General features: G+C 35.3%; 23 protein-coding genes and 1 pseudogene. 17 read left to right on the top strand and 7 right to left on the bottom strand.

Annotation, left to right across the window (positions count from 1 at the left end; genetic code table 11):
- Positions 1 to 211 precede the first annotated feature (211 nt).
- Positions 212 to 928 (top strand): RNA polymerase sporulation sigma factor SigK, encoded by a 717-nt coding sequence (gene sigK / locus ACTYA4_RS17645; RefSeq protein WP_443482902.1) that lies wholly within the window; start codon positions 212 to 214, stop codon positions 926 to 928.
- A gap of 116 nt (positions 929 to 1,044) precedes the next feature.
- On the opposite strand, the gene ACTYA4_RS17640 is transcribed toward sigK, so the two are convergent.
- Positions 1,045 to 1,365, bottom strand: coding sequence for a hypothetical protein (locus ACTYA4_RS17640; protein WP_443482903.1), 321 nt, complete (start codon positions 1,363 to 1,365; stop codon positions 1,045 to 1,047).
- 249 nt (positions 1,366 to 1,614) lie between these two features.
- On the opposite strand from ACTYA4_RS17640, the gene ACTYA4_RS17635 reads away from it, so the two are divergent.
- Positions 1,615 to 1,809: a hypothetical protein gene (locus ACTYA4_RS17635; protein WP_443482904.1), complete on the top strand. Its 195-nt coding sequence runs from the start codon at positions 1,615 to 1,617 to the stop codon at positions 1,807 to 1,809.
- Positions 1,810 to 2,176: 367 nt separating this feature from the next.
- The gene (locus ACTYA4_RS17630; RefSeq protein ID WP_443482905.1) at positions 2,177 to 3,973 is read left to right on the top strand and encodes a M3 family oligoendopeptidase; all 1,797 of its coding nucleotides are present in this window, start codon (positions 2,177 to 2,179) and stop codon (positions 3,971 to 3,973) included.
- Between the two features lie 125 nt (positions 3,974 to 4,098).
- Here ACTYA4_RS17630 and pssA read toward each other — a convergent pair whose 3' ends face one another.
- Positions 4,099 to 4,638 carry a CDP-diacylglycerol--serine O-phosphatidyltransferase gene (gene pssA / locus ACTYA4_RS17625; RefSeq protein ID WP_443482906.1) on the bottom strand — a complete coding sequence of 180 codons (540 nt, stop codon included), beginning with the start codon at positions 4,636 to 4,638 and terminating at the stop codon, positions 4,099 to 4,101.
- A 124-nt stretch (positions 4,639 to 4,762) separates the two neighbouring features.
- On the opposite strand from pssA, the gene ACTYA4_RS17620 reads away from it, so the two are divergent.
- Positions 4,763 to 5,575, top strand: a complete 813-nt coding sequence (locus tag ACTYA4_RS17620) for a phosphatidylserine decarboxylase (RefSeq protein WP_443482907.1) — start codon at positions 4,763 to 4,765, stop codon at positions 5,573 to 5,575.
- A 247-nt stretch (positions 5,576 to 5,822) separates the two neighbouring features.
- Here the strand turns inward: ACTYA4_RS17620 and ACTYA4_RS17615 are convergent, their stop codons facing one another.
- Complete coding sequence (locus ACTYA4_RS17615) at positions 5,823 to 5,963, bottom strand: sporulation histidine kinase inhibitor Sda (protein WP_443482908.1); 141 nt, start codon at positions 5,961 to 5,963, stop codon at positions 5,823 to 5,825.
- A gap of 383 nt (positions 5,964 to 6,346) precedes the next feature.
- Here ACTYA4_RS17615 and ACTYA4_RS17610 point away from each other — a divergent pair, with 383 nt between their 5' ends.
- The 8 genes from ACTYA4_RS17610 to ACTYA4_RS17575 all read left to right on the top strand — a co-directional run bounded on the left by ACTYA4_RS17610 (position 6,347) and on the right by ACTYA4_RS17575 (position 11,605).
- Complete coding sequence (locus ACTYA4_RS17610) at positions 6,347 to 6,865, top strand: YqeG family HAD IIIA-type phosphatase (RefSeq protein ID WP_443482909.1); 519 nt, start codon at positions 6,347 to 6,349, stop codon at positions 6,863 to 6,865.
- Positions 6,866 to 7,969 (top strand): ribosome biogenesis GTPase YqeH, encoded by a 1,104-nt coding sequence (yqeH, locus tag ACTYA4_RS17605; protein WP_443482910.1) that lies wholly within the window; start codon positions 6,866 to 6,868, stop codon positions 7,967 to 7,969.
- Between the two features lie 257 nt (positions 7,970 to 8,226).
- Positions 8,227 to 9,057, top strand: a complete 831-nt coding sequence (gene aroE / locus ACTYA4_RS17600; RefSeq protein WP_443482911.1) for a shikimate dehydrogenase — start codon at positions 8,227 to 8,229, stop codon at positions 9,055 to 9,057.
- On the top strand, positions 9,058 to 9,351 hold the full coding sequence (gene yhbY / locus ACTYA4_RS17595; protein WP_443482912.1) for a ribosome assembly RNA-binding protein YhbY: 294 nt from the start codon (positions 9,058 to 9,060) through the stop codon (positions 9,349 to 9,351). It begins immediately after the preceding gene.
- 21 nt (positions 9,352 to 9,372) lie between these two features.
- Positions 9,373 to 9,945: a nicotinate-nucleotide adenylyltransferase gene (locus tag ACTYA4_RS17590; protein ID WP_443482913.1), complete on the top strand. Its 573-nt coding sequence runs from the start codon at positions 9,373 to 9,375 to the stop codon at positions 9,943 to 9,945.
- Entirely contained in the window at positions 9,935 to 10,501 is a 567-nt protein-coding gene (gene yqeK / locus ACTYA4_RS17585) for a bis(5'-nucleosyl)-tetraphosphatase (symmetrical) YqeK (RefSeq protein ID WP_443482914.1), read from the top strand. Before ACTYA4_RS17590 ends, yqeK begins: the two co-directional genes overlap by 11 nt.
- A gap of 4 nt (positions 10,502 to 10,505) precedes the next feature.
- Entirely contained in the window at positions 10,506 to 10,862 is a 357-nt protein-coding gene (gene rsfS / locus ACTYA4_RS17580; protein WP_443482915.1) for a ribosome silencing factor, read from the top strand.
- Positions 10,859 to 11,605 carry a class I SAM-dependent DNA methyltransferase gene (locus ACTYA4_RS17575; RefSeq protein WP_443482916.1) on the top strand — a complete coding sequence of 249 codons (747 nt, stop codon included), beginning with the start codon at positions 10,859 to 10,861 and terminating at the stop codon, positions 11,603 to 11,605. Before rsfS ends, ACTYA4_RS17575 begins: the two co-directional genes overlap by 4 nt.
- Before the next feature lie 105 nt (positions 11,606 to 11,710).
- Here ACTYA4_RS17575 and comER read toward each other — a convergent pair whose 3' ends face one another.
- On the bottom strand, positions 11,711 to 12,544 hold the full coding sequence (gene comER, locus ACTYA4_RS17570) for a late competence protein ComER (protein WP_443482917.1): 834 nt from the start codon (positions 12,542 to 12,544) through the stop codon (positions 11,711 to 11,713).
- Between the two features lie 87 nt (positions 12,545 to 12,631).
- Between comER and ACTYA4_RS17565 the strand changes: the two genes are divergently transcribed.
- A complete protein-coding gene (locus ACTYA4_RS17565) occupies positions 12,632 to 13,267 on the top strand; it encodes a helix-hairpin-helix domain-containing protein (protein ID WP_443482918.1) in 636 nt (211 codons plus the stop codon).
- A gap of 498 nt (positions 13,268 to 13,765) precedes the next feature.
- Here ACTYA4_RS17565 and ACTYA4_RS17560 read toward each other — a convergent pair whose 3' ends face one another.
- Positions 13,766 to 15,010, bottom strand: a complete 1,245-nt coding sequence (locus ACTYA4_RS17560; protein WP_443482919.1) for an IS110 family RNA-guided transposase — start codon at positions 15,008 to 15,010, stop codon at positions 13,766 to 13,768.
- A 306-nt stretch (positions 15,011 to 15,316) separates the two neighbouring features.
- Between ACTYA4_RS17560 and ACTYA4_RS17555 the strand changes: the two genes are divergently transcribed.
- The 3 genes from ACTYA4_RS17555 (at position 15,317) to holA (ending at position 20,325) form a co-directional block, all read left to right on the top strand.
- Positions 15,317 to 15,901 carry a ComE operon protein 2 gene (locus ACTYA4_RS17555; RefSeq protein WP_443482966.1) on the top strand — a complete coding sequence of 195 codons (585 nt, stop codon included), beginning with the start codon at positions 15,317 to 15,319 and terminating at the stop codon, positions 15,899 to 15,901.
- Between the two features lie 400 nt (positions 15,902 to 16,301).
- Positions 16,302 to 18,647 carry a DNA internalization-related competence protein ComEC/Rec2 gene (locus ACTYA4_RS17550; RefSeq protein ID WP_443482920.1) on the top strand — a complete coding sequence of 782 codons (2,346 nt, stop codon included), beginning with the start codon at positions 16,302 to 16,304 and terminating at the stop codon, positions 18,645 to 18,647.
- 646 nt (positions 18,648 to 19,293) lie between these two features.
- Positions 19,294 to 20,325 carry a DNA polymerase III subunit delta gene (gene holA, locus ACTYA4_RS17545; protein ID WP_443482921.1) on the top strand — a complete coding sequence of 344 codons (1,032 nt, stop codon included), beginning with the start codon at positions 19,294 to 19,296 and terminating at the stop codon, positions 20,323 to 20,325.
- A 325-nt stretch (positions 20,326 to 20,650) separates the two neighbouring features.
- Here the strand turns inward: holA and ACTYA4_RS17540 are convergent.
- Positions 20,651 to 20,785 (bottom strand): annotated as a pseudogene (locus ACTYA4_RS17540) (transposase); the annotation flags it as partial.
- 871 nt (positions 20,786 to 21,656) lie between these two features.
- Entirely contained in the window at positions 21,657 to 21,923 is a 267-nt protein-coding gene (gene rpsT, locus ACTYA4_RS17535) for a 30S ribosomal protein S20 (protein ID WP_443482922.1), read from the bottom strand.
- A gap of 262 nt (positions 21,924 to 22,185) precedes the next feature.
- Between rpsT and gpr the strand changes: the two genes are divergently transcribed.
- The gene (gene gpr / locus ACTYA4_RS17530) at positions 22,186 to 23,307 is read left to right on the top strand and encodes a GPR endopeptidase (RefSeq protein WP_443482923.1); all 1,122 of its coding nucleotides are present in this window, start codon (positions 22,186 to 22,188) and stop codon (positions 23,305 to 23,307) included.
- The last annotated feature ends 80 nt before the right edge of the window (positions 23,308 to 23,387 follow it).

Genomic DNA, 23,387 nt, shown 5'->3' with positions numbered 1-23,387 from the left:
TCATTTTACATAAATAAAATTTTTGTAGATTTTGAGATTAGTGGAGACGATCAAACTTGGCTCCAGTTACATAAGAAAGTTTTTTATTCCCATCCAAATATAAACAACAAATATTTTCTAAAGATTATTATCAACAGGACAGGCAAAACATCCCCCTTCTTCACATAGTAATAAAGTATAGGCAAAAGTCCTTGAATGTGGAGGTGGAACAATGTCTGGAATTTTATATTCGCTCGGAGTTTTTCTAAAAGAATTAGTGTTTCTTGTCTCCTACGTTAAAAATAATGCGTTCCCACAGCCATTATCCGCAGCAGATGAAAAAAAATATTTACGGTTGATGGCTGAAGGCGATTCACATGCACGTAATATGTTAATCGAACATAATTTACGCTTAGTTGCACACATTGTAAAAAAATTCGAAAATACAGGTGAAGATTCAGAAGATCTTATTTCCATTGGAACAATTGGTCTCATCAAAGGGATCGAAAGTTTTTCTGAAGGAAAAGGAACGAAGCTTGCCACCTATGCTGCTCGCTGTATAGAAAATGAAATACTAATGCATTTAAGAGCTTTAAAGAAAACAAAAAAAGACGTGTCCCTTCATGATCCAATTGGCCAAGATAAAGAGGGCAATGAAATTAGTTTAATTGATGTATTAAAATCTGAGTCGGAGGATGTTGTTAATACGATACAACTCAATATGGAATTAGAAAAAGTAAAGGAATATATTGATGTGTTAGATGACAGGGAAAAAGAAGTAATTGTTGGTCGATTCGGCTTGGATTTGAAGAAAGAAAAAACACAAAGAGAAATTGCCAAAGAGCTGGGTATTTCTAGAAGCTATGTTTCGAGAATTGAAAAACGAGCACTGATGAAAATGTTCCATGAATTTTATCGGGCTGAAAAAGAAAAAAGAAGAAATAATTAAGTATTGAATAAAATTATATAAAAATAACTTTATTAATATATTCCGTAAAAAAAGGGTACTCAAAAAATAAAAAGTACCCCTTTTTTTAAAAAGGAAGCATATGATTCTACTGGTACTTATTCATTGATCTTATATTGTAAAGTTTGTGTATTTGGAGTTGCTACTGTTTTCACTAATTCTCCATTGCGGTCTTTGTATATTTCATATTCTCTGTGCGTTTCTATTATGTAGCCGTTCTCTTTAACTGTAGAATCCAATTTGTATTCTAGTTCAGGAGCTCCTAATGTTTTTTCCTCTGCATTTACTTCTGTTGATTCACCTGTATCTCCGTAAAAATAAACATAATTTTTATTAATACTTGCTGTCGGTGTCTCTACATATGCTGTAAAAGCCAACAATAGCAAGACAATAAAACCTGCAAGTCCTTTTTTCATCATTCACTCCTCCTTCTATACATCTTATGCTTGTCTGAATAGAGTATGCGCTATAGTATTGCCATTTTAAAAAGTTCCTGATCAAATGAGAAACACGGTTCATTAAAATGATAGAAGTGTTTATATATAGTGGAAAATGGGATCAAGTGAATGAATGTAATGTCGCAACGAAAAATAAATCTACTAGTAAATTAGCCTAAACAATGTGCAGGAAAAATGAATAGTTTAGTAAAGAGAGGAGGAGTGTAAACAGTGGCATATTGTAATCCTTATCAAGCTTTTCCAAGCGGACCAATAGGACCAGGAGGTTACCCTTACCCGGCTCCAGCTGGATATGGGGCATGTTATGGTTTAGCCGGTGGTGCATGGTTTGCTTTGCTTATCATTTTATTTGTTATTATTATTATATTTGGAAGCTTTTGGTTTATCGGGAACCAATTTTGTTAAGAATCAGCAAGGTTCTTTAGATTAAGTGGATCCCCATTCAGTAATAATTTTCTATCTCCCTAGTTGGTTACACAAACGCTGAACATCGTTTGTGTTCCTCGTTTTTTTTACGGTAGGCTTCCCTATTTTCGATTCGTTGCTTCTCTTGATCTTTTTTAGTAGAAGCACTTCCTAATTATTATATCCAAGTAGTATTGCTTTCAAGTTTCTTTGTCAGTACGTTCTTAGTTTTGATCAAATGTAAAATAAAGAAATGAAAAAAATATATTAATAAAATAAAAAGTGGGTTTTCATTAAGATGGAATTAATAGAATTTCTTCCCTAATAAAATTATAATGTAATAGTAATGAAAAATGAGGGGGAGATAATGTTGTCAACAACAGCCTATTCAACAGTCTGGGATTTAGATGTATTTTTCGAAGGTGGAAGCAGTTCTCCTGCTTTTAAAGAACATCTTCAAAAAACAAAGGAAAGCATTAAATACTTTGCTGATAAAGTACAAAATTATCATCCTAAAGATGGAAAACAGGATCAAGCACTAGTAAAAGAAATAATTGATTTGTTTGAAGGTGTCGTGAAAAAAATTAGACAAGCTGGGGCATTTGTCAGCTGTTTACAAGCGCAAAATATGGAAGATAAAGAGGCAGATGCATTAAGAGGTCAGGTTACGGAATTAAGTGCTGCATTTCAAAATGTTTTAACAACATTTGATGGGAAACTAGCTTCTTATAACGAAGAGCAATGGCGTATTCTTCTTGAAGGAGAAGGGGTGTCAGAGCTGGCATTTATTTTAACAGAAAGAAGAACAGGGGCAAAAGAAAAGCTTTCAGAAGAAGAAGAAAAACTTATAAATAAGTTAAGCATCGATGGTTACCACGGTTGGGGACAAATGTACGATACTATTGTAGGCAGCATGCAAATTCCGTTTCATGAAGCGAACACAACAAAAGTTTTATCAGTGGGTCAAGCTGCAAATAAATTTTCCTATCCTGATCGTAAAGTTCGTAAAGATGTATTTTCTGAATGGGAAAAAGCATGGGATGATAAAGGAGCGCTATTGGCTAAAACGTTAAATCATTTGGCAGGATTTCGTCTAAATGTGTATGAAAAAAGAGGATGGAAGAATGTTTTAAAGGAACCGTTAACCGATAGCCGTATGCAGGAAAAAACGCTGCAAACTATGTGGCATGTCATTTCTAAACACAAAAAATCATTTGTGCAATTTTTAGAGCGAAAAGCAAAACTGCTTGGTGTCGATAAATTGAGCTGGTACGATTTAGATGCACCACTTAGTAAAGTAGAATCCAAGATGTCCTATCAAGAAGGCGCTGCTTTTATCTTAAAGTATTTTTCGCAATTTGGGGAAGAAATGACTTCTTTTGCAAAAAAGGCGTTTGAAGAGAAATGGATTGAAGCAGAAGATCGACAAGGAAAACGACCGGGAGGCTTTCATACTTATTTTCCAGAAAGCGGTCAATCCCGTATTTTTATGACTTATTCCGGAACGACATCCAATGTATCCACTTTGGCACATGAGCTCGGACATGGTTTTCATACATATGCAATGAAGAATATGCATACATTAAATCGAAATTATGCGATGAATGTCGCAGAAACAGCCTCTACTTTTGCAGAAATGATTGTATCGGATGCAGCAGTTAAAAACGCAGCAAATGAAGAAGAAAGACTAAGCTTATTGGAAGATAAAATCCAACGTTCCATCGTATTGTTAATGAATATACATGCACGTTTTCTATTTGAAACAATGTTTTATGAAGAACGTAAAAAAGGAATAGTAAGCAAGGAGCGATTAGATGAGTTAATGTTAGAAGCACAAAAGGTCGCTTATGGTGAAGCATTAGCTGAATATCATCCATCTTTTTGGGCATCAAAGCTGCATTTTTATAGTACCAGCGTTCCTTTTTACAATTTCCCATATACGTTTGGCTATTTATTTTCTCTTGGGATTTATGCAAAAGCATTACAAGAAGGAGCCGGTTATGAAAAGAAATATATTGCATTATTAAAAGATACAGCAAGTATGACGGTGGAAGAGCTGGCGAAAAAGCATCTTGATGTGGATTTAACAGAAGAAGCATTTTGGGAAAGTGCTGTTCAGCTATGTATCGACGATGTTAACGAGTTTTTAGCATTAACGAAGTAGGCAGCAAAAATTTAGAACAAAAAACCTTCATTCACATCATGTTTCAAAAGTGAAAGGGGGTTTTTGTTGTCTGTGTTGTCAGGCATCATACCAAAAAAAGAAGGAACTAAAATTCCTTCTCCAGCTTAAATTTTTCTCCATTTAAAATTACCGATCATTAAAATTGACAAGATTAATAGGAAAAATAAATAAAATTGTGGCGGAATAAAGCTTCTTCCTAAGCTTAAAAATGTGATAATGCAACCTGCAGCGGTAATTGGCAGACCTGTAAAATAGCCATTGTTTTCTGTAATATTAAACCTTGCTAGACGAAAAGCTCCGCAGCAAATATACAAAACGGTAAAAAAGGAACCAGGTGCTCCTAATTCATATAATATACCTTGATATATTAATAGTGCAGGTGCAATTCCAAAGGAAATAATATCACCCATAGAGTCTAATTGTTTGCCTAATTCTGATTCAATATTAAATTTTCTTGCTGCCATACCATCTAGTCTGTCAGCAAGGGCAGCAAGGAAGATTAATAACAAGCTTAATTGAATATGACCTTGAAGGCTGAAAATAATTGAAAACCCACCTAAGCATAAATTGGTTAATGTGAGGCAATTAGCTATTTGTGTTTTCAACTTTTTAACGGTTTGGTCGAAAACGTCTGGTAAAAACATTCAAATTCACTCCTAGTATGAAAATCCTTTCATACAACTATTTTTTATATAATAATATATAATTTTAATGTACGATATGATTATTCGTAAAGAAAAATTTACAAATTATTGGAGGATTTATCTATTGAAACTATTTTTTTATCGCTTTTTAATAGAATTAACTAATGGAAAATGGAGTTCTTATATTATTAAGAAGTTTGCTCATTCTAAAATTAGTTCTCTTATCATTCCTTCTTTTGCAAAGATCTACAAAATAAATCTAAAAGAAATGGAAAAAAATATAGATGAGTATAAAAATTTGCATGAATTTTTTATAAGGAAGTTAAAAACAGGGGTACGAAATAGCAAAGCTGACAACAAAGAAGTGACCAGCCCGGTTGATGCAATTATTGAAGACCTCGGAACCATTTATAGTGATCATACCATTCATGTAAAAGGGAAAATATATTCTATCTCCGAAATGTTAGGAAGTGAACAAGCTGTTCAGAAGTATACTGGTGGAACATATATGATCTTTTATTTAAGCCCAAGTCATTATCATCGTATACATAGTCCAGTGGAAGGAGAGATTGTTAAACAGTGGACGTTAGGAGGGAAATCTTATCCTGTTAATAAATGGGGATTAAAATATGGAAAAAGTACTCTTGCTAAAAACTATCGCACGATTACAGAAGTCAAAATAGCAGATAATCAATTTGCTGCAATTGTAAAAGTTGGTGCCATGTTTATTAACTCCATTGTCTTGTCCCATCAAGGGGAGCAGTTAAAAAAAGGGGAAGAAATGGCTTACTTTTCGTTTGGATCAACGGTTATTTTATTATTTGAAAAAGGAGCATTTACAAGCAAAGACTTTCTTTCTACTCCATATCCAGTTAAAATAGGTGAAGTAATTGGCGATTTGACGTTGAATTGCGAGGAAAATGAGGAGATTTGTTAATAATCAACGATTTTTAAAATAATTAATATAGTTAGGCTTAAAGGCGAGAATGCTTTTGTAAAATGGAATAGGTGGATCTTAGATAGAAAAGCCCATTAATGGGCTTTTTAAATGAAAAAATGATAAATTTTTGAAGCTAGACGAGTGTCTAGCTTCAGCACCTATCCCTTGTGAAAGATAACCTCTTGCCTCAAAGTAAAGAGGTTATCTTTCTTCAGAGCTGACCAAGGCGCCTGTGCTTTTCTTGTTAGGAAGAAGCTTTAATTTTATTACTTAATGAACGTCGGTGAATTTCTGTTTCAATGAGACGTATAAATTCTGGGCTAAGATTTAGTTCTCTTGCTTTATGATAAGACTCTATTAACAAGTCATCTGACAGTTTACGCATGTCAGATCACCTCCATTCATTAAGTAATGTAAAAAGAAAAGCTTGTCCTTTTTTATACCCTTATTTTAACAAAAATAAACAATAAGAACAACTGTTCTGATATCCACAGTTGTAAGTGGATAACCTGTGATTAAATTGTTAAGAAGTGAATAAATTACTTAGAAATAAGTGTGTAATATGTGTATAATGTTATCCACAAATGGGGAAATATGCGTATTTTGTCGAAAAATATTTGGATAATAGGAAAAAAAAGAATCATATCTACTTTTTAAGGAGAAGAAAAGGTATAATATAACTTTGCTTTTCAACTAAATATAGATAAGAGCAATACTAGTAATGGATAGTCTTAAATAAAAGCATGAAGCATAAAGAGGTGTAATATATTGTTAAATCATTTTTTACCTGATCAGCATGTAAATAGCATTTTTGACATTACTCCTGATCTTTTAAAAGAAAAAGGTGTTAAAGGGATTATAACTGACCTTGATAATACGTTAGTAGAATGGGATCGTCCGCTTGCTACTCCTAAAATTATCGAATGGTTTGAAGAAATGAAAAGAAATAATATAAAAGTAACGATTGTTTCGAATAATAATGAAGGAAGAGTAAAAGCATTTTCTGATCCTTTAAATATTCCTTATATATTTTCAGCAAGAAAACCGATGGGGCATGCGTTTCGCAAAGCGCTGCTGCAAATGGGCGTTCGAAAAGAAGATGCAGTGGTGATAGGGGATCAATTATTAACGGATGTACTTGGCGGAAATCGAAATGGATTTCATACGATTCTAGTTGTTCCGGTCGCCCAAACAGACGGATTTATAACAAAAATAAATCGTAAAATTGAAAGAATACTATTAAATTGGTTTCGTAAAAAAGGGAAATTAACATGGGAGGATCAATAAGTGACAGAAAAAATACATTGTATCGGCTGTGGAGTAGAAATACAAACAGCAAATCGTAATGAGTTAGGATATACTCCACCTTCTGCGTTAGAAAAAGAAGTAATTATTTGTCAACGATGCTTTCGTTTGAAACATTATAATGAAGTACAGGACGTGTCATTAACAGACAGCGACTTTTTAAAAATATTAAATGAAATTGGACAAAGAGATAGTTTAATTGTAAAAATAGTTGATATTTTTGATTTTAATGGGAGTTGGCTGCCAGGGCTTCATCGCTTTATAGGAAAAAACAAATTATTGCTTGTCGGCAATAAAGTTGATCTTTTACCGAAATCAGTAAAAAAACAAAAAGTCATTAATTGGATGAAGAAAGAAGCGAAAGATCTTGGGCTAAAACCTGAAGATGTGTTTTTAGTTAGTGCAGAAAAAGGTCAACAAATCCAAGAAGTAGTGGAAGCGATTGAACATTATCGTCAAGGAAAAGATGTCTACGTTGTAGGATGTACAAATGTGGGGAAATCAACCTTTATTAATAGGATATTAAAAGAAGTATCAGGAGAAGAGAATATTATCACAACGTCGCATTTTCCTGGAACAACATTGGATATTATCGAAATTCCGTTAGCGGATGGAAAAGCATTAGTCGACACGCCAGGAATTATTAATCACCACCAGATGGCGCATTACGTAGATAAAAAAGACTTAAAATATATTACACCGAAAAAAGAAATTAAAGCCAAAATATATCAGCTTCATGATGGTCAAACATTATTTTTCGGCGGGTTGGCGCGATTTGATTTTGTAAAAGGGGAACGCCAGGCATTTGTTTGCTATTTTTCCAATGAAATAAATATTCACCGTACAAAAAAAGAAAATGCGGATGAATTGTACGAAAAACATGTTGGAGAAATGCTGACACCTCCTCGCAGAGATCAGTTAGATGAATTTCCGCAGTTAGTAAAGCATGACTTTACGATAAAAGAAGCGAAAACAGACATTGTCTTTTCAGGATTAGGGTGGATTACTGTCAATGAGGCAAATATTCAAGTATCTGTTTATGTTCCAAAAGGTGTTCATGCTATCGTTAGAAAATCTTTAATATAGGCTGTTTTCGAATAGATAGTTGCTTTTAAACGCGCTGCCTGAATACACTTCGTCCGTTTAGCGAGCGTCGAGCCTCCTCGTCGCATACGCTCCTGTGGGGTCTCTTCTTTCTCGCATTCCCACAGGAGTCTACGTGTATGCAGGCTGCTAAGAAACCGCTATTCCAAATGTTTTATGAAACAACAAACTTTGAGAAAACAGCCTTAATTTAAAAGGATGGAACACATTATAAATAGAAAAAATAGGGAGAGTTACAAATGAAGAAATATGTGGTTATTGGAGATCCTATACAACATTCTATGTCACCTGTTATGCATAATGATTTGTTTCAATTCTACGGTATGGATGCAGTATATGAACGAGTTCATATCAAAAAAGGAATGTTGAAAGAAGGTCTACAGCAATTATCGGAAATGAATGTTTCAGGATTTAATGTAACGGTGCCACATAAAACGGATATCATTCCTTTTTTAGATGATCTTGATCCATTAAGTGAAGCAATTGGCGCGGTTAATACTGTTGTAAATGAAGATGGAAAATGGATAGGCTACAATACAGATGGAGCTGGCTATTTAAGAGGATTATTATCTAAATTAACCACTCTTCATGATAAGAAGATATTAATGATTGGTGCTGGTGGTGCAGCAAGAGGGATTTATTTTACACTAGCTCATCATGGGGTAGCAAGAATCGATATCGTCAATCGTACGTTAGATAAGGCAATAAATTTAAAAGAGGCCTGTCCGTATTCAGTTGCAACAGAAATAGTAGATATGGATACTGCAGCAGCAAATTGTGGGGATTATGATTTAATTATTCAAACAACGTCTATCGGAATGTCTCCAAATGTTATGGAAGTGCCATTAGATATATCAAATATAAACAATAAAGCTTTTGTTAGTGATATAATATATAATCCATTAACAACGAAAATAATGCAAGTGGCGCAAAGCAAGGGAGCTAAAACGCAAAATGGCCTAGAAATGTTTGTGTTTCAAGGAGCATTAGCTTTTGAAAAATGGACAGGCGTTTTTCCGGATACAGAACGTATGAAAAGAAATGTGTTAGCACAATTAGGAGGAAATTAAATGCTTAAAGGGAAACAAAAACGATTTTTACGTGCAAAAGCACATCATTTAAATCCAATTTTTCAAGTTGGTAAAGGTGGAGTAAATGAAAATATGATTACACAAATTGGAGAAGCCTTAGAAGTAAGAGAGCTATTAAAGGTGAGTATTCTGCAAAATTGTGATGAGGATAAACAAACAGTGGCAGCTGAGCTTGCGGAAGGGACAAAAAGTGAATTAGTGCAGCTTATTGGATCTACTATTGTTTTATATAAAGAATCAAAAGAAAATAAAACGATTAACTTGCCATCTTAATTACTAGAAGAGGGGATTTCGTTGAAAAAAAAGATAGGAATATTGGGGGGGACTTTTGATCCTCCTCATATTGGGCATCTCATCATTGCAAATGAAGTGCTTCATCATGAACAATTAGATGAGATCTGGTTTATGCCAAATCAAGAACCTCCGCATAAAATAAAAACAGGAACTGTTTCGAATGAGAACCGCTTGCAAATGTTGCAATTAGCCATTAAAGGACATTCGAAATTTCAAGTGCAGCCGATTGAACTTAACCGTAAAGGAAAGTCTTTTACGTATGAAACGATGAAAATTTTAAAAGAAGCATACCCAAATGCAGCGTTTCATTTTATTATTGGTGCTGATATGGTAGAATATTTACCGAAATGGTATAAAATAGAAGAATTAATACAAATGGTTGAATTTATTAGCGTAAATCGGCCGAATTATAATCATGAAACAAAGTATCCAGTTCGATATGTCGATGTGCCAGCTATTAATATTTCTTCTAACTTAATTCGAGAGCGTTTGAAAAAGGGAGAAACCATTCAGTATTTAGTAAAAGATGAAGTGAAAAGTTATATAAAGGAGAATAGCCTTTATGAAACGTGAACAAGCACTTGCGATTGTGAAGGAGCAATTAACGGAAAAACGGTATTTGCATACGGTTGGTGTGATGGAAACAGCGATTGAGCTTGCTGAAAAATATGGCGAGAATGTGAAGAAAGCGGAACTTGCTGCAATCTTTCATGATTATGCGAAATTCCGACCTAAAGAGGAAATGAAAACAATCATAATCACTCAAAAGATGGACCCGCAATTGCTGAATTTTCATTCTGAATTATGGCATGCACCTGTGGGAGCATATCTTGTGCAACAAGAAGCAGGCATACAAGATCAAGAAGTGCTCGATGCGATAAAATATCATACTTCAGGCAGACCAGGAATAAGCCTGCTGGAGAAAATCGTTTATTTAGCTGATTATATAGAACCGGGAAGAAACTTTCCTGGTGTAGAAGAAGTAAGAGAATTGACAGCTGTCAATTTTAACGAAGGATTTATACAATCTGTGAAAAACACGATGAATTTTTTGATAACGAATAATCGTCCGGTTTTTCCATTAACTTTTCAAATGTATAATAGCATCGTAATGAAAATGGAGGATTGATGGAATGGAAGATCGTAAATTGCTGTTAACTGCTGTGAAAGCAGCGGATGATAAAAGAGCGGAAAATATTATTGCTCTAAACATGAAAGGAATTTCACTTGTATCTGATTATTTTATTATTTGTCATGGAAATTCAGATAAGCAAGTGCAGGCAATTGCAAGTGAAATTAAAGAAAAATGTGCAGAAATTGGTGTGAATATTAAACGTTTGGAAGGCTATCATGAAGCTAAATGGGTACTAGTTGATTTAGGTGATATTGTTGCTCATATCTTCCATCGTGATGAAAGAATGTACTATAATTTGGAACGTTTATGGGGAGATGCACCGACAGAAAATATTCAAAGCGTGATTAGTCAATGACCTACGGAAAGTTTGCTTATCTTTATGATAAGTTAATGAGCGATGTACCATATGACAAATGGTTGGAGCTGATTTTACAAGCGAAGCAAGACTTTGGCTTAACTGGGAATCATCTTTTGGATCTTGCATGTGGCACAGGTGAATTATCGATTAGGCTTGCAGAAGCTGGTTTTCAAGTTACTGGTGTAGACCTATCCGAAGATATGTTAAGTGTCGCTCAAGGGAAAACAGTCGATAGTGGACAAACTATTTTTTATTTAGAACAAGATATGTCGTCATTGGAAGGTCTGCCCCTTTTTGACATCATCGGCATTTTCTGTGATTCTTTAAATTATTTAGAATCAGAAGAAGCGGTGTTGGCTACTTTTGCAAGTGTCTATCAACATTTAGATGAAAATGGATTATTTATTTTTGATGTTCATTCGTTGTACAAGATGAACTCCCTTTTTATTAATCAAACATATGCGCTAAACGATGAAGATTTAAGTTTAATTTGGCAATGTTATGATGGGGAATATCCAAACAGTGTGGAGCATGAATTAACGTTTTTTGCATTGGGTCACGACGGGAAGTACAATCGTTATGATGAGCTTCATTTTCAACGAACCTTTTCTGTTGATCAATATAAAACCTGGTTAGCGAAGTCTGGTTTTACTGTAATAAAAGTAGCAGCTGATTTCCAAGAAGGGGAAATCAATGCGGAAGCAGAAAGAATTTTCTTTTTCTGCAAAAAAGCAGACTGACGAAAAAGATGGCACGGAAATGATCCGGTCATCTTTTTTTTGGAGAATTTTTCGAAATAAAGAAGGAGTTTTATATCGTCCTCTCGAAACTATTAAAAGTAAGGATTATTCCTCTTTTTGAATGGTTATTGATTGTTTTACTTTTTCTAAATCCTCTTCAAATTTATGATGTGTCGCCTGAAATAATTGATTAAATGTGTTTCCAAGCTGTTGTTCCAAAATATTGATTCCTTCCCCTGTTATCCCACCTTTTACACAAACTTTCTCTTGTAATGTAGGCAAAGTATAGTATCCTTTTTTTAATAACTCTCCTAAACCAATTAACATTTCACTTGCTAATTTTGTGGCAGTAACGCTATCGATTTCTGTTTCTTCCACTGCACCATCTATAAACCGTTGTGTTAAGTAGCTGAAAAAAGCTGGTCCGCAGCTCACGATATCAGATGAGACTCTTGTAATATTATTTTCAATTATTATTGGTGTCGAAAAGGATGTAAATAAGGTTGTTAATGTTTCTTTCCATTCATCGGTGCATTGATTCCCAAAAGAAAATAAAGACACACCAGCGAGCGCTCTGTTTGTAATACTAGGTATGATTCTAGCGACAGAGCAGTCAAAAAAAAGCTCCAGCTGCTCTGGATCAATTGGACTTGTAATGGTTACAATGCACATGTCACTTGTAACATATGGTGCAATTTCTTTTGATACGTTAAAAGTATCATGTGGTTTAATACACAAAAAAACAAGGTTTGCCTCCTTTACAACCTCTATACAATCATCATAAACAACAATGTTGGCATAGGCATCTTTTATTATTAATGCTTTGCTTTTCGTACGATTATGAATAAGCATTGATTTTTGGGATATTGCATTACTATCGAGCATTGCTTCAATGAGTATTCTCCCCATATTCCCAGTTCCAATCATTCCGATTTTCATCTTTCTCCCCCCCTATAATGAGCGGTTTCTCATATAACGATATGAAATGATTAAAAAAAATATACCAAGAAAGGAAGAATTATTGTCATGAATTGGATAAAACAGAATAAAACAGTTATCATATGTGGGGGAATCGCTGCGGCCCTTATTGTGTATTTGCTTTTCCCTTTTGTGAGCGCTAGTCATCAAGAAGGACAAATAACAGTCCAAAGCGAGGGAGGGGAAGAACCGTTGCAAGCTGCTGCACCTGTTTCATCAGTAAAAGAAAATGAGAAGGATCAAACGATGGTAGTAGATGTAAAAGGAGCAGTAAATCATCCTGGAGTATATGAAGCAAATCAAGGAGAAAGAGTAGTGGATGTCATCAAAAAAGCAGGTGGTATAAAAGAAACAGGCGATGAAACGAGCATTAACTTCGCATTAAAAGTAACAGATGAAATGGTCATATATGTTCCTGTTAAGGGGGAAGCAAACATCCCTGCCTCTTCTGCCAGCAAAGAGGTTGCTGCTCCAAATGGTACACAAAATGATTTAGTCGAATTAAACAGTGCAACAGCAGCAGATTTAGAGACATTGCCTGGAATCGGTCCAGCAAAAGCTGCAGTCATCATTGAATTCAGAGATGCTAACGGGGGTTTTTCAACGAAAGAAGATTTAAAAAAAATCACCGGCATCGGCGAAAAAACATATGAAAAATTAGCTGAACTAGTAACGGTAAAATAAGAAAAAGTAGTTAATTATATGGAAAAGAATCTTCTGGATTTTACCTAGATAAAAATTAAAGGCTGTTTTCTCAAAGTTTGTTGTTTTTTATGTAAAAAATGTGAAAAGAGTCCTCAGCAGACTGAATACACGTAGACTCCTGTGGGAATTCGAGAAAGACGAGACCCCACAGGAGCGTATGCGACGAGGAGGCTCGACGCTCGCCCATGGAAAGCGAAGTGTATTCAGGCTGCGAGTTTAAAAGCAACATTCTATACGAAAACAGCCAAATTAAAAGTGTACTACCTTAAAAAAGCGTAACAAGTTATAATGGCTATAGAACTTTTTTTTGATGTAAATATTAGAAGTACAGTTTGTGGATGTTCCCTAGTTTTATTTTTTTGAAGAATATATAGAGGTGAAGTCTGAAATAAATACTTGAGGCAGTCACTAAAGAAAAGAGCATAGCAAAATAAGCCATTAATCCATGACTTCGAGGTAAATTATGGTAATGGAAAATTAAGTTGCAACCATCACATGGAACCCTTGATTTTTTGCTAATAAAATCGCTTGTTCTACCGTGATTTCACGGTTTACTGGAAGAACATCCGATTTTTTATATAATTCAGCATTATATGGTTCTTGCTTTTTGAGGATGTTGTATATAGCTGTTAAAAGCATTCGTGCAATGGCAATGATTGCTCGTTTGTGACCACGTCGTTTTTTAAGTCTTAAATAGCGGTTTCGGATTTCGGGATGCTTTTCACTTTTGACTACAGCGGTAGCACACTGTACCAAAAGAGGTTTTATATAACAGCCTGCTCTTGAAATCCTTACTGACTTTTTCTTGCCGGCACTCTCATTATTAGTAGGTGTAAGTCCTGCCCAGGAACATAAATGCTTAGCTGTCGGAAACACGTCCATATTAACACCTATTTCTGAAACCACGGCAATGGCGGAAAAAATGTTCTTAAAGGACGGAACAGTTAAGATTAAGTTGATTTCTTCTGAGTAGGACGCGGCAAGAGAAAGTATTATATTTTCAAGGTCCGCTTTACGGGATTGAAGATCTTCATAGTGTTGTTTTATCACCTTTAATTTTTCAGCCTGTTCCGGTGTGATAAATCCGTCAATGGCGAGTTCTAGTTCAGGAAGTTTATTTTTCATAGAGCCATGGATTAAAGGTTTTAGGTCAATAGAGGTTTCTAAAGGATTTTTAAGGAGCTTTTCAATGATGTTCATAGAGCTTTTGCCAAAGGTATCCGAAACCACATTTCCAAGCTGAATGTTAGACACGGTTAAACTGTTTTGAAGACGGTTCTTCTTACTTGACATAAAGTTAGTTAGTTTAAAACGATAACGCATCAGGTCACGAAGCTGTCTTATAGCAAGTGGTGGCATAAAGCTTCCAGCAACAAGGTCATGTTTAAATAAATCGGCAATCCATTTGGCATCTTTTTTATCCGTCTTTTTGCCACGGATAGCCTTAACGTATTTAGGATGTGCAAGAGTGATGTTGCAGGAATCTTCCAATACATTAAACACGGGAATCCAGTATTTCCCGGTAGATTCCATACAGACATCCTTGCAGTTGTTTTCACAAAGCCATTGTGACAGCTCTTTCAATCCTTTCGTATAGGTAGAAAAGCGATGGCGTTTGTAAGTAGTGACCCCTTTGCCGTTGGTGGAAGCAATACAGGCAACAACAAAAGTTTTGTGGACATCAATACCGCAGCAGATGGGATAAACAATTTTTAAAGCCATAGGGGAAAACTCCTTTCGTGGAATGATAGGGATAGACAACATTGACTGATTGCCCAGCAATAAACGAGTAATGTTTATACAAAGATAAGTCTGCGTGCTAAAAGTCACACTTATTTGTGCTTGGAAAGGCAATCTACACATATAACAATGCGGTCACTCCATAACTGGAGCAGCCCACTCACCTCCACGTGATTTGTAGTTAATTGTTATCCCTATGACTATAGATTTTAATACAAATAACGCTCAAGACAAGATTATTTCATAACGTTTTGTGCCTTGAGCGAAGCGAAAGGAATGGGTAAAACAATGAACAGAATTTCTTGGGATGAGTATTTTATGGCACAAAGTGAACTGCTTGCACTGCGAAGCACATGTACAAGGCTAGCTGTTGGTGCCACAATTGTAAGAGACAAACGCATTATTGCCGGCGGATATAATGGAAGTATCGCAGGAGGGATTCATTGTATAGATGAAGGCTGTTATGTCATTGATAATCATTGTGTACGAACTGTCCATGCAGAAATGAATGCATTATTACAATGTGCAAAATTTGGTGTAGCAACGGAAGGAGCAGACATCTATGTCACGCATTTTCCATGTTTACAATGCTGTAAAGCAATTATTCAAGCAGGCATAAAAACAGTTTATTACGCCAATGACTATAAAAATCATCCTTATGCGATTGAATTATTTAACCAAGCTGGGATTGTCATGCAACAAGTAATAAATAAAGAAATAGTATTCGATGCAAAACAGACAGAAAAGAAACAATTTGTACAATCTATAATCGATAAGTTAAAAGCAACAGCAGATAATAAAGAGATAGAAAATATCGAAAAAAAAGCAGAGGAATTGTTTTTAATAGAACCGACTAAAAAAACTTTTGTATAAGCTTCCTTGCTTATCATCCTCAGGAGGCAATGATAAATTCAATTTATTAATAAGGCATTTGTCAACATGCTAATTTCTTTTGGACTGTTTTCTAAAAGTTTGTTGTTTTTGAATAAAATAATAAACATGGCTGAAGCATTGAGCAGCCTGAATACACGTAGACTCCTGCTTAGAAAAGCGAGACAGGCGAGACTTGTGCAGGTGCAATAGCGACGAGGAGGCTCGGCGCTCGCCCCGCGGAAAGCGTGTGGTAAGCCTCGGAAAACCGAACGAAAACCTCTGAGTGCTTGGAAAAAGAAGAAATTAGCATGTTCCCCCCTTCTCCTTTCTTCCATTCCTGTTTCAAAAACCAATTATTTGTGCTCTTGTAGCTTTTTCTACAGAGGAGGTTTTTTTGAAAATGAACCAGCTTATTTATTTTTTTAAAAATAGAGTGCTGTATTATGGCATAGCAGCCTTAATGGCAGTAATAAGTGTGCATATTCATTATGTTATATTCTTTTTGCTGTTTATTCTGTATGTAGTTTGGTTAAAAACTTGGCGGCAGCTCCCTATTTACACATTGATTGGAACCAGTTGTCTGTTTAGTATCTTTTTTATAAGAGCTGAATGGGACAACTTGCATTCTCATACCATTCTTTCCCCAATTAGCACTAGTTTTTCTATTATATTTACGGAGTCACCAGTTATCGATGGTGATAAATGGAGTGCAATTGGAAAAGAAACAACAAGTAATGAAAAGCTGGCAGTATCTTATAAACTTAAAACAGAAGAGGAAAAATTATTTTTTCAAGACCAAAAAATGATAGGGAAAACATGTAATATAACAGGTGTTTTAGAAAAACCTGCCATTGCAACAAATGAAAATGGTTTTGATTATGAACAGTATTTAAGAGGTAAATCCATTTATTGGCAGTTGGAAGCAGGTCAGTTCCCAATTCAAAATTGTTCAGAAAAACAATCTAATGTCATTACAAAATTAAAAACAATAAGACAAACAGGAAGTGAATGGATTGAGCAGCATTTTTCGAATGAAACGAAAGCATTGGCAATTGCGCTTATTTTCGGTGATAGACAATGGATAGAACATGACGTACAGACTGCCTATCAAAAATTAGGAATTATTCACTTGCTTGCGATATCAGGCTCTCATATTATTGTCATTGTTGGCTTATCATATTTTCTGCTTATTCGTTTTGGCGTAACTAAAGAAAATGCTATCACTATTTTATTATGTATATTGCCTGTTTATGCTGTTCTTACTGGATTAAGTCCGAGCGTTATCCGTGCCGTTTTGATGTCAATGCTGATTCTAGTCAAAAGAAAATGGAGAATGCTTTCTTCACTATCTGCAGTTGATATAATCAGCGTCGTGTTCCTATTGTATCTTTTTTACGAACCGAAAGTACTGTTTAATGTCGGCTTTTTATTAACTTTTACAGTATGTGTTTTTTTGCTTTTATCTTCTTCGATGCTTTTACAAGCATCCTCCCATCCGTTAAAAACCATGATTTTTACTACGTTTATTTCAGAATTTTCCGTATTGCCGATTATATTATATTATTTTTACGAATTGCCCACATTATCTCTATTGGCGAATATGATTTTTATTCCTTTTTACTCTATTATTGTGCTACCTTATTTTCTTGCCGTTTTTGTTATTTCCTTTCTTCTTCCGGCCATCGTACCCGTCTTATTAATGCCAATTGATCTATTAATAAAAATTTCGGATCAAATAGTAATGGCACTGTCTAGACTTCCTTTTAGTACGATTATTTTCGGAAAGCCGCCTCCTTTTATCCTCATGCTGATGATTATGATCCTTCCTCTTTTTTTCTTTTTGTACGAAAAAAAACCTATACGTCGACAACGCTTATATATTCTTCCTTTTATGCTATTGCTGATTCATTATATAGGAAATTTCTATAACCCATATGGAGAAGTAACCTTTATAGATATAGGGCAAGGGGACAGTATTCTGATTAAAGAGCCATTTCATAAAGGAGTATATTTAATTGATACAGGAGGTACGATTGAATGGGACAAAGAAGATTGGCAAATAAAAAACAATCCGTATGAAGTAGGAAAAGATGTTGTTGTCCCTTTTTTAAAAAGCAAAGGGATTAGCTCCATTGACAAGTTAATTCTTACCCACGGTGATTTAGACCATATTGGGGGAAGTCTTGCCGTATTAAAATCGATACATGTAAAAGAAATAGTCTTGCCTTTTACTTGGGCGGAACTAAGTAAGGAAGAGAAAGAAATTACCGCGCTAGCTAGGAAAAAAAGAATAGCGGTCACCTATGTGAAGTCTGGACAATTATGGAAAAACGGCAACGATTCGTTTTCTATTTTATCACCTATTGATAAAGAAACGGAAAATAAAAATGATGGTTGTATCGTTATTAAGGGCAGGATTGGAGGACTGGATTGGCTATTTACTGGTGACTTAGAAGAAGAAGGAGAGAAAAAATTATTGCAAAAGTACCCAATGTTAACAACAGATATTTTAAAAGTGGGACATCACGGAAGCAAAACGTCTACGTCATCTTTATTTTTGAACACGATACATCCAAAGGCTGCCATCATTTCTGTAGGGAAAATTAACCGTTACGGCCATCCACATAAGGAAGTGTTAGAACGGTTGCAGGAAAAAAAGATTACCATTTGGAGAACAGATAAAAATGGAGCGATTACGTATAAATTTTTTAAAAATGAAGGCACCTTTTATTTTGCAATACCATAAACTATTGCAGAAATAAAAAAATAGAAATTCTTTTCCTCCTAACGAATTGATTTATTAAGCTGCTTTGATTGTAAGAAAAAGAAATCTGAGAAGGTTCTTTTTCTTTTTTATAATGTGTTTATGTACGTTAGTTTCTTTTGCTGACAAGACTTGACACAAATAGTTTAACGGCACAAGGAAACACTATACTTAAATAAGTGTACCGTTGCTTGATAAGTATCCTAGGCCTTATTAAGTAATGTTCATTATAGATCAAAAGAGGAATCCGTAAAAGAATCGAACTTGTAAAATAATTCAGGGGAGATTCCGAAATGGACTTCCTCTTTCTGTTTGTATGGAAAAGGGTTCGGAGCTACGTGATTTAAATGGAAATAAACACGGTTCTGTACGCAATATTTTGTTTTTTATTCGAATGAATAAAGGGTTTTCTCCGCTCGCGCCGCCTATATTAGGTTAGAAACTGCCTTTTCCATGTTATATAGTGGAAACGAAGCACGAGGTTTCATGGGAGCTTTGTTACTTGTCAAAATGGCAAAGCTTCTTTAGGATTATAGAAGAATGAATGCTGGTGAGTAATATCACTTAATAAAAGTGAATCGAAATCATGGTTTCGATCAGGTGATAATGATAGAACGGAGAGAAAAAATTGATACAAAATTTATGGAAAAATATAAAGAATAAACAGTTTTCATCCATTTATTTACTGTATGGGTCAGAAGCTTTTTTAATAAATGAAACAAAACAATTGATTGTACACGCTGCTGTTGATATTAACGAAGAAGATTTTAATTTAAGCTCCTATGATTTAGAAGAAACGCCGATAGAAGCAGCACTTGAAGATGCGGAAACGATTCCATTCTTTGGTGAAAGAAAAGTTGTTTTATTACATAACCCGACATTTTTAACAGCTGAAAAAACAAAATCTAAAGTAGAGCATGATGTGAAAAAATTAGAAGCTTATATAAAGGAACCATCTCCTTATACAATTTTAGTGTTTATTGGAAATTGCGAAAAATTGGATGACCGCAAAAAAATAACAAAAGAGTTAAAGAAAACTGCTTCAATTTTAGAAGCAAAAAAATTAAATGAAGCAGAATTAAAAAACTGGATGAAGCAAAGAGCGGCATATAACCATGTGGAAATGGATGAAGAAGCACTTGATTCAATGCTGCAGCTTGCTGGCACTAATTTATTTTTATTAACGAGTGAAGTAGATAAAATGGCGCTGTATGTTCAAGAATCTAAATTAATTACGAAGGAAATAGTCGAAGAACTAGTAGCGAAATCTTTAGAACAAAATATTTTTACATTAGTGGATAAAATTGTTTCAAGAAAGATGGAGGAAGCACTTCGTATCTATTACGATCTGTTAAAACAGAATGAAGAACCATTAAAAATTCTGGCAATCATTACGAATCAGTTTCGTCTTATTTATCAAGTGAAAGGAATGGCGAAAACAGGGTATGGCCAACAGCAAATTGCTTCTGTGTTAAAGGTCCATCCGTTTCGTGTGAAATTAGCAGCAGGACAAGCCCAAAAATTTACAGAAGAACAATTGATGACATGCATTAATTTATTTGCAGAAGCAGATTATCAAATGAAGACAGGCGGAATGCATAAAAATATGATCATTGAAATGATCTTGTTTCAATTGCATCATGATTGGAAAAAGAATTAAAAAAAGCACATTATTTAACGAATTTGTCAAGTCGAAAAAATGAATGTTGACAGCAAAGCCCGTTAATGTACGGTTTTTCAGGTTGTCGACAAAAGGGGTTCAGAATGGTCTCATTCTGAACCCTTTTAAAATTAAGGCTGTTTTCGTATAGATTGTTGCTTTTAAACGCGCAGCCTGAATACACTTCGTCCGTTTAGCGAGCGTCGAGCCTCCTCGTCGCATACGCTCCTGTGGGGTCTCGTCTTTCTCGCATTCCCACAGGAGTCTACGTGTATTCAGTCTGCTGAGTATTTCTTTTCCCATTTTTATGTGAAAAACAACAAACTTTGAGAAAACAGCCTTTAATTAAAATAACTGGATTGATACTGGGTCGTCCTACTTCTGAATACATGTCTTTTACCAAATCATAAATAAATGAGAAATCAAGGGCAGCCTCTATTTTATGATTTTGTGGTACCAGTTGATCTTAAGCGATCATTTCTAGTTGATCCCTTTGGATAGAATTATGTTTGGAAAGCTTGTCGTCACCTCAAAAAATTTATTTACTATTATTTTAAAACAAGGCTGTGTTCCATTATATTGTTGATTTTAGTACTAGTTAATTGGAGCGAAAGGCGTGAGACTCCTGCGGGATAAGCGAGTCAAAGGGAGACCCCACAGGAGCAAAGCGACGAGGAGGCTCCCGGACCGACCGCGGAAAGCGAACGCCTGGAGCGGAAATTAACAGCCAAGTTTAAGAGAGCCTAAAACAAAAAAGACTGTAGGCAACTCCCTTATCCCTTAAATGGGGGGTGTCTACAGTCTGAAAACCCGTTAATGAACGGGTCAGGCTGTTGAAAAACGTTCGCTCTCTTCGTCACTCCCCGTTTTTTGCGGTGCTCATTACCCCAAAAACGGTAACTCCGCTCCTCAAAAAGGGTCGTTCCTCGATAGACAAACGCTTTCAATCAGCCTGAAAGTTTGCAGTCTTACTTTTTCGACAATCTGACCCGTTAATGAACGGGTTTTTTGCTTTTATCAGAATTTATATGTTTCAAGTTAAATAACTGTCTAGCTCCGACGTACAGGACGTACAAGTGCCGGAGTTGCCACAGGCTTGCAGGATGCGAGTCAATCGACGTTGCAACAGGACGTTGCGTAGTTAGTCGATTTATCTTTTTTGCGCATTTAGCCGGCCGGCGCCTAGCCCCTGTGAAAGATAACCTCTTGTCTCTAAAAGTAAAGAGCACTTTTTGAGCCAAGAGAACATTTTTCTTCGGGGCTGATCAAGGTGCTTCCGCTTTTCTGCATAACAAAAGGCTATCATATCATGATAGCCTGTGTTTAACTCATTAAGCGTTTAAAGCGTTTTTTCTTTTAGCTAAACGAGATTTTTTACGAGCAGCAGCATTTTTATGAATAAGACCTTTTGCAGCAGCTTTGTCTAATTGACTAGCAGCCTCTACAAAACTTTCATTTGCAGCAGTTGCGTCGTTAAGAGCAATAGCAGCTTCAGCCTTTTTAACAGAAGTACGCATTGCAGATTTAACTGTAGTGTTTTGAGCGTTGCGAGCAGCACTAGTTTTTACACGTTTAATAGCGGATTTAATATTTGGCATTTACGTTCACCTCCTAAAAAGAAGCATCAGGTTCTTCTTTTCACCTGATTTTACATTCCTAAAACAAACTTAAAGAACAAAAGATATTTTATCAAACGAGAAGTAATAATGCAATACTATCCACTTAATTTGCATAAAACATCAATCCTTTTCTATCTTAGCATCCTTTTTGATCATAAATCTAGTTATTTTCTTCGAATGTTTTTCTTTTTAATAGGAAAAGATAAGAATAAATCTTTTTAATTTTTGGGAGGGGACTGGAATGAAAGAAAATTTAGATTTAAGCATGTATTCGCTTAGAACTGATTTAGCAATTGAGGCAAAGGAAATCGCTTTGCAATCAGAAAGTCAAATTCAAAAGCAGCCTAATCAGTCACAACTAGATGGCGTTATTATTAAAGAAAAAGAGGAAAATGGGATTAAAGTTTCTTATTTGGAAGTAACAGAAAAAGGGGAGCAGTTGATAGGCAAAAAAAGAGGAAAGTATTTAACGCTTGAAGTAATCGGTATTAGACAACAGGACAGTAAACTGCAAAGTGAAGTAGAAAAGGTATTTGCAACAGAATTTTCTCAATTTCTTAAACAAAAACAAATTGCAGAAAATGCATCTTGCTTATTGGTAGGGTTAGGAAATTGGAATGTAACTCCGGATGCTTTAGGACCTCAAGTTTGTGAAAATGTTTTAGTAACAAGACATTTATATGAATTGCAGCCGGAAAATGTAGAAGAAGGGTACCGGCCGGTTAGTGCGCTTGCTCCAGGAGTAATGGGGCTTACAGGGATTGAAACGAGCGATATCATTAAAGGAGTAGTGGAAAAAACGAACCCGGATTTTGTTATTGTTGTGGATGCATTGGCTTCCCGATCCATTGAAAGAGTAAATTCTACCATTCAAATCTCGGATACAGGCATACATCCAGGATCTGGAGTAGGGAATAAAAGGAAAGAGTTAAGCGAAAAAACATTAGATCGACCGGTTATCGCAATCGGAGTTCCGACTGTTGTGGATGCTGTTTCGATTACAAGTGATACGATAGACTATATTTTAAAACATTTTGGAAAAGAGCTAAAAGAAGGAAATAAACCTTCTAGAGCATTAGCTCCTGCAGGATTAAACTTTGGCGAAAAGAAAGTGTTGAAAGACGAAGATTTACCAGAAGAACAACATCGGAACACATTTCTAGGCATTATCGGAACACTTCCAGAGGAGGAAAAAAGAAAGCTGATTTATGAAGTATTATCGCCTATTGGACATAATTTAATGGTTACACCGAAAGAAGTCGATGTTTTTATAGAAGATATGTCCAATCTTCTGGCGAATGGGTTAAATGCCGCTCTGCATAAAGCGATTAATCAAGACAATGTCGGGTTTAATACACATTAATTTTCATTTTAAACAAAAATAGGAGAACTGGTTGAAGCGAACGTTTGTGAGATAACCTTTATTAAAACGAATCAACTGGT

The organism is Niallia yueguangensis (assembly GCF_052663115.1).
The sequence above is the reverse complement of the archived record's forward strand: the minus strand, read 5'-3'. Positions and strand labels throughout refer to the sequence as shown.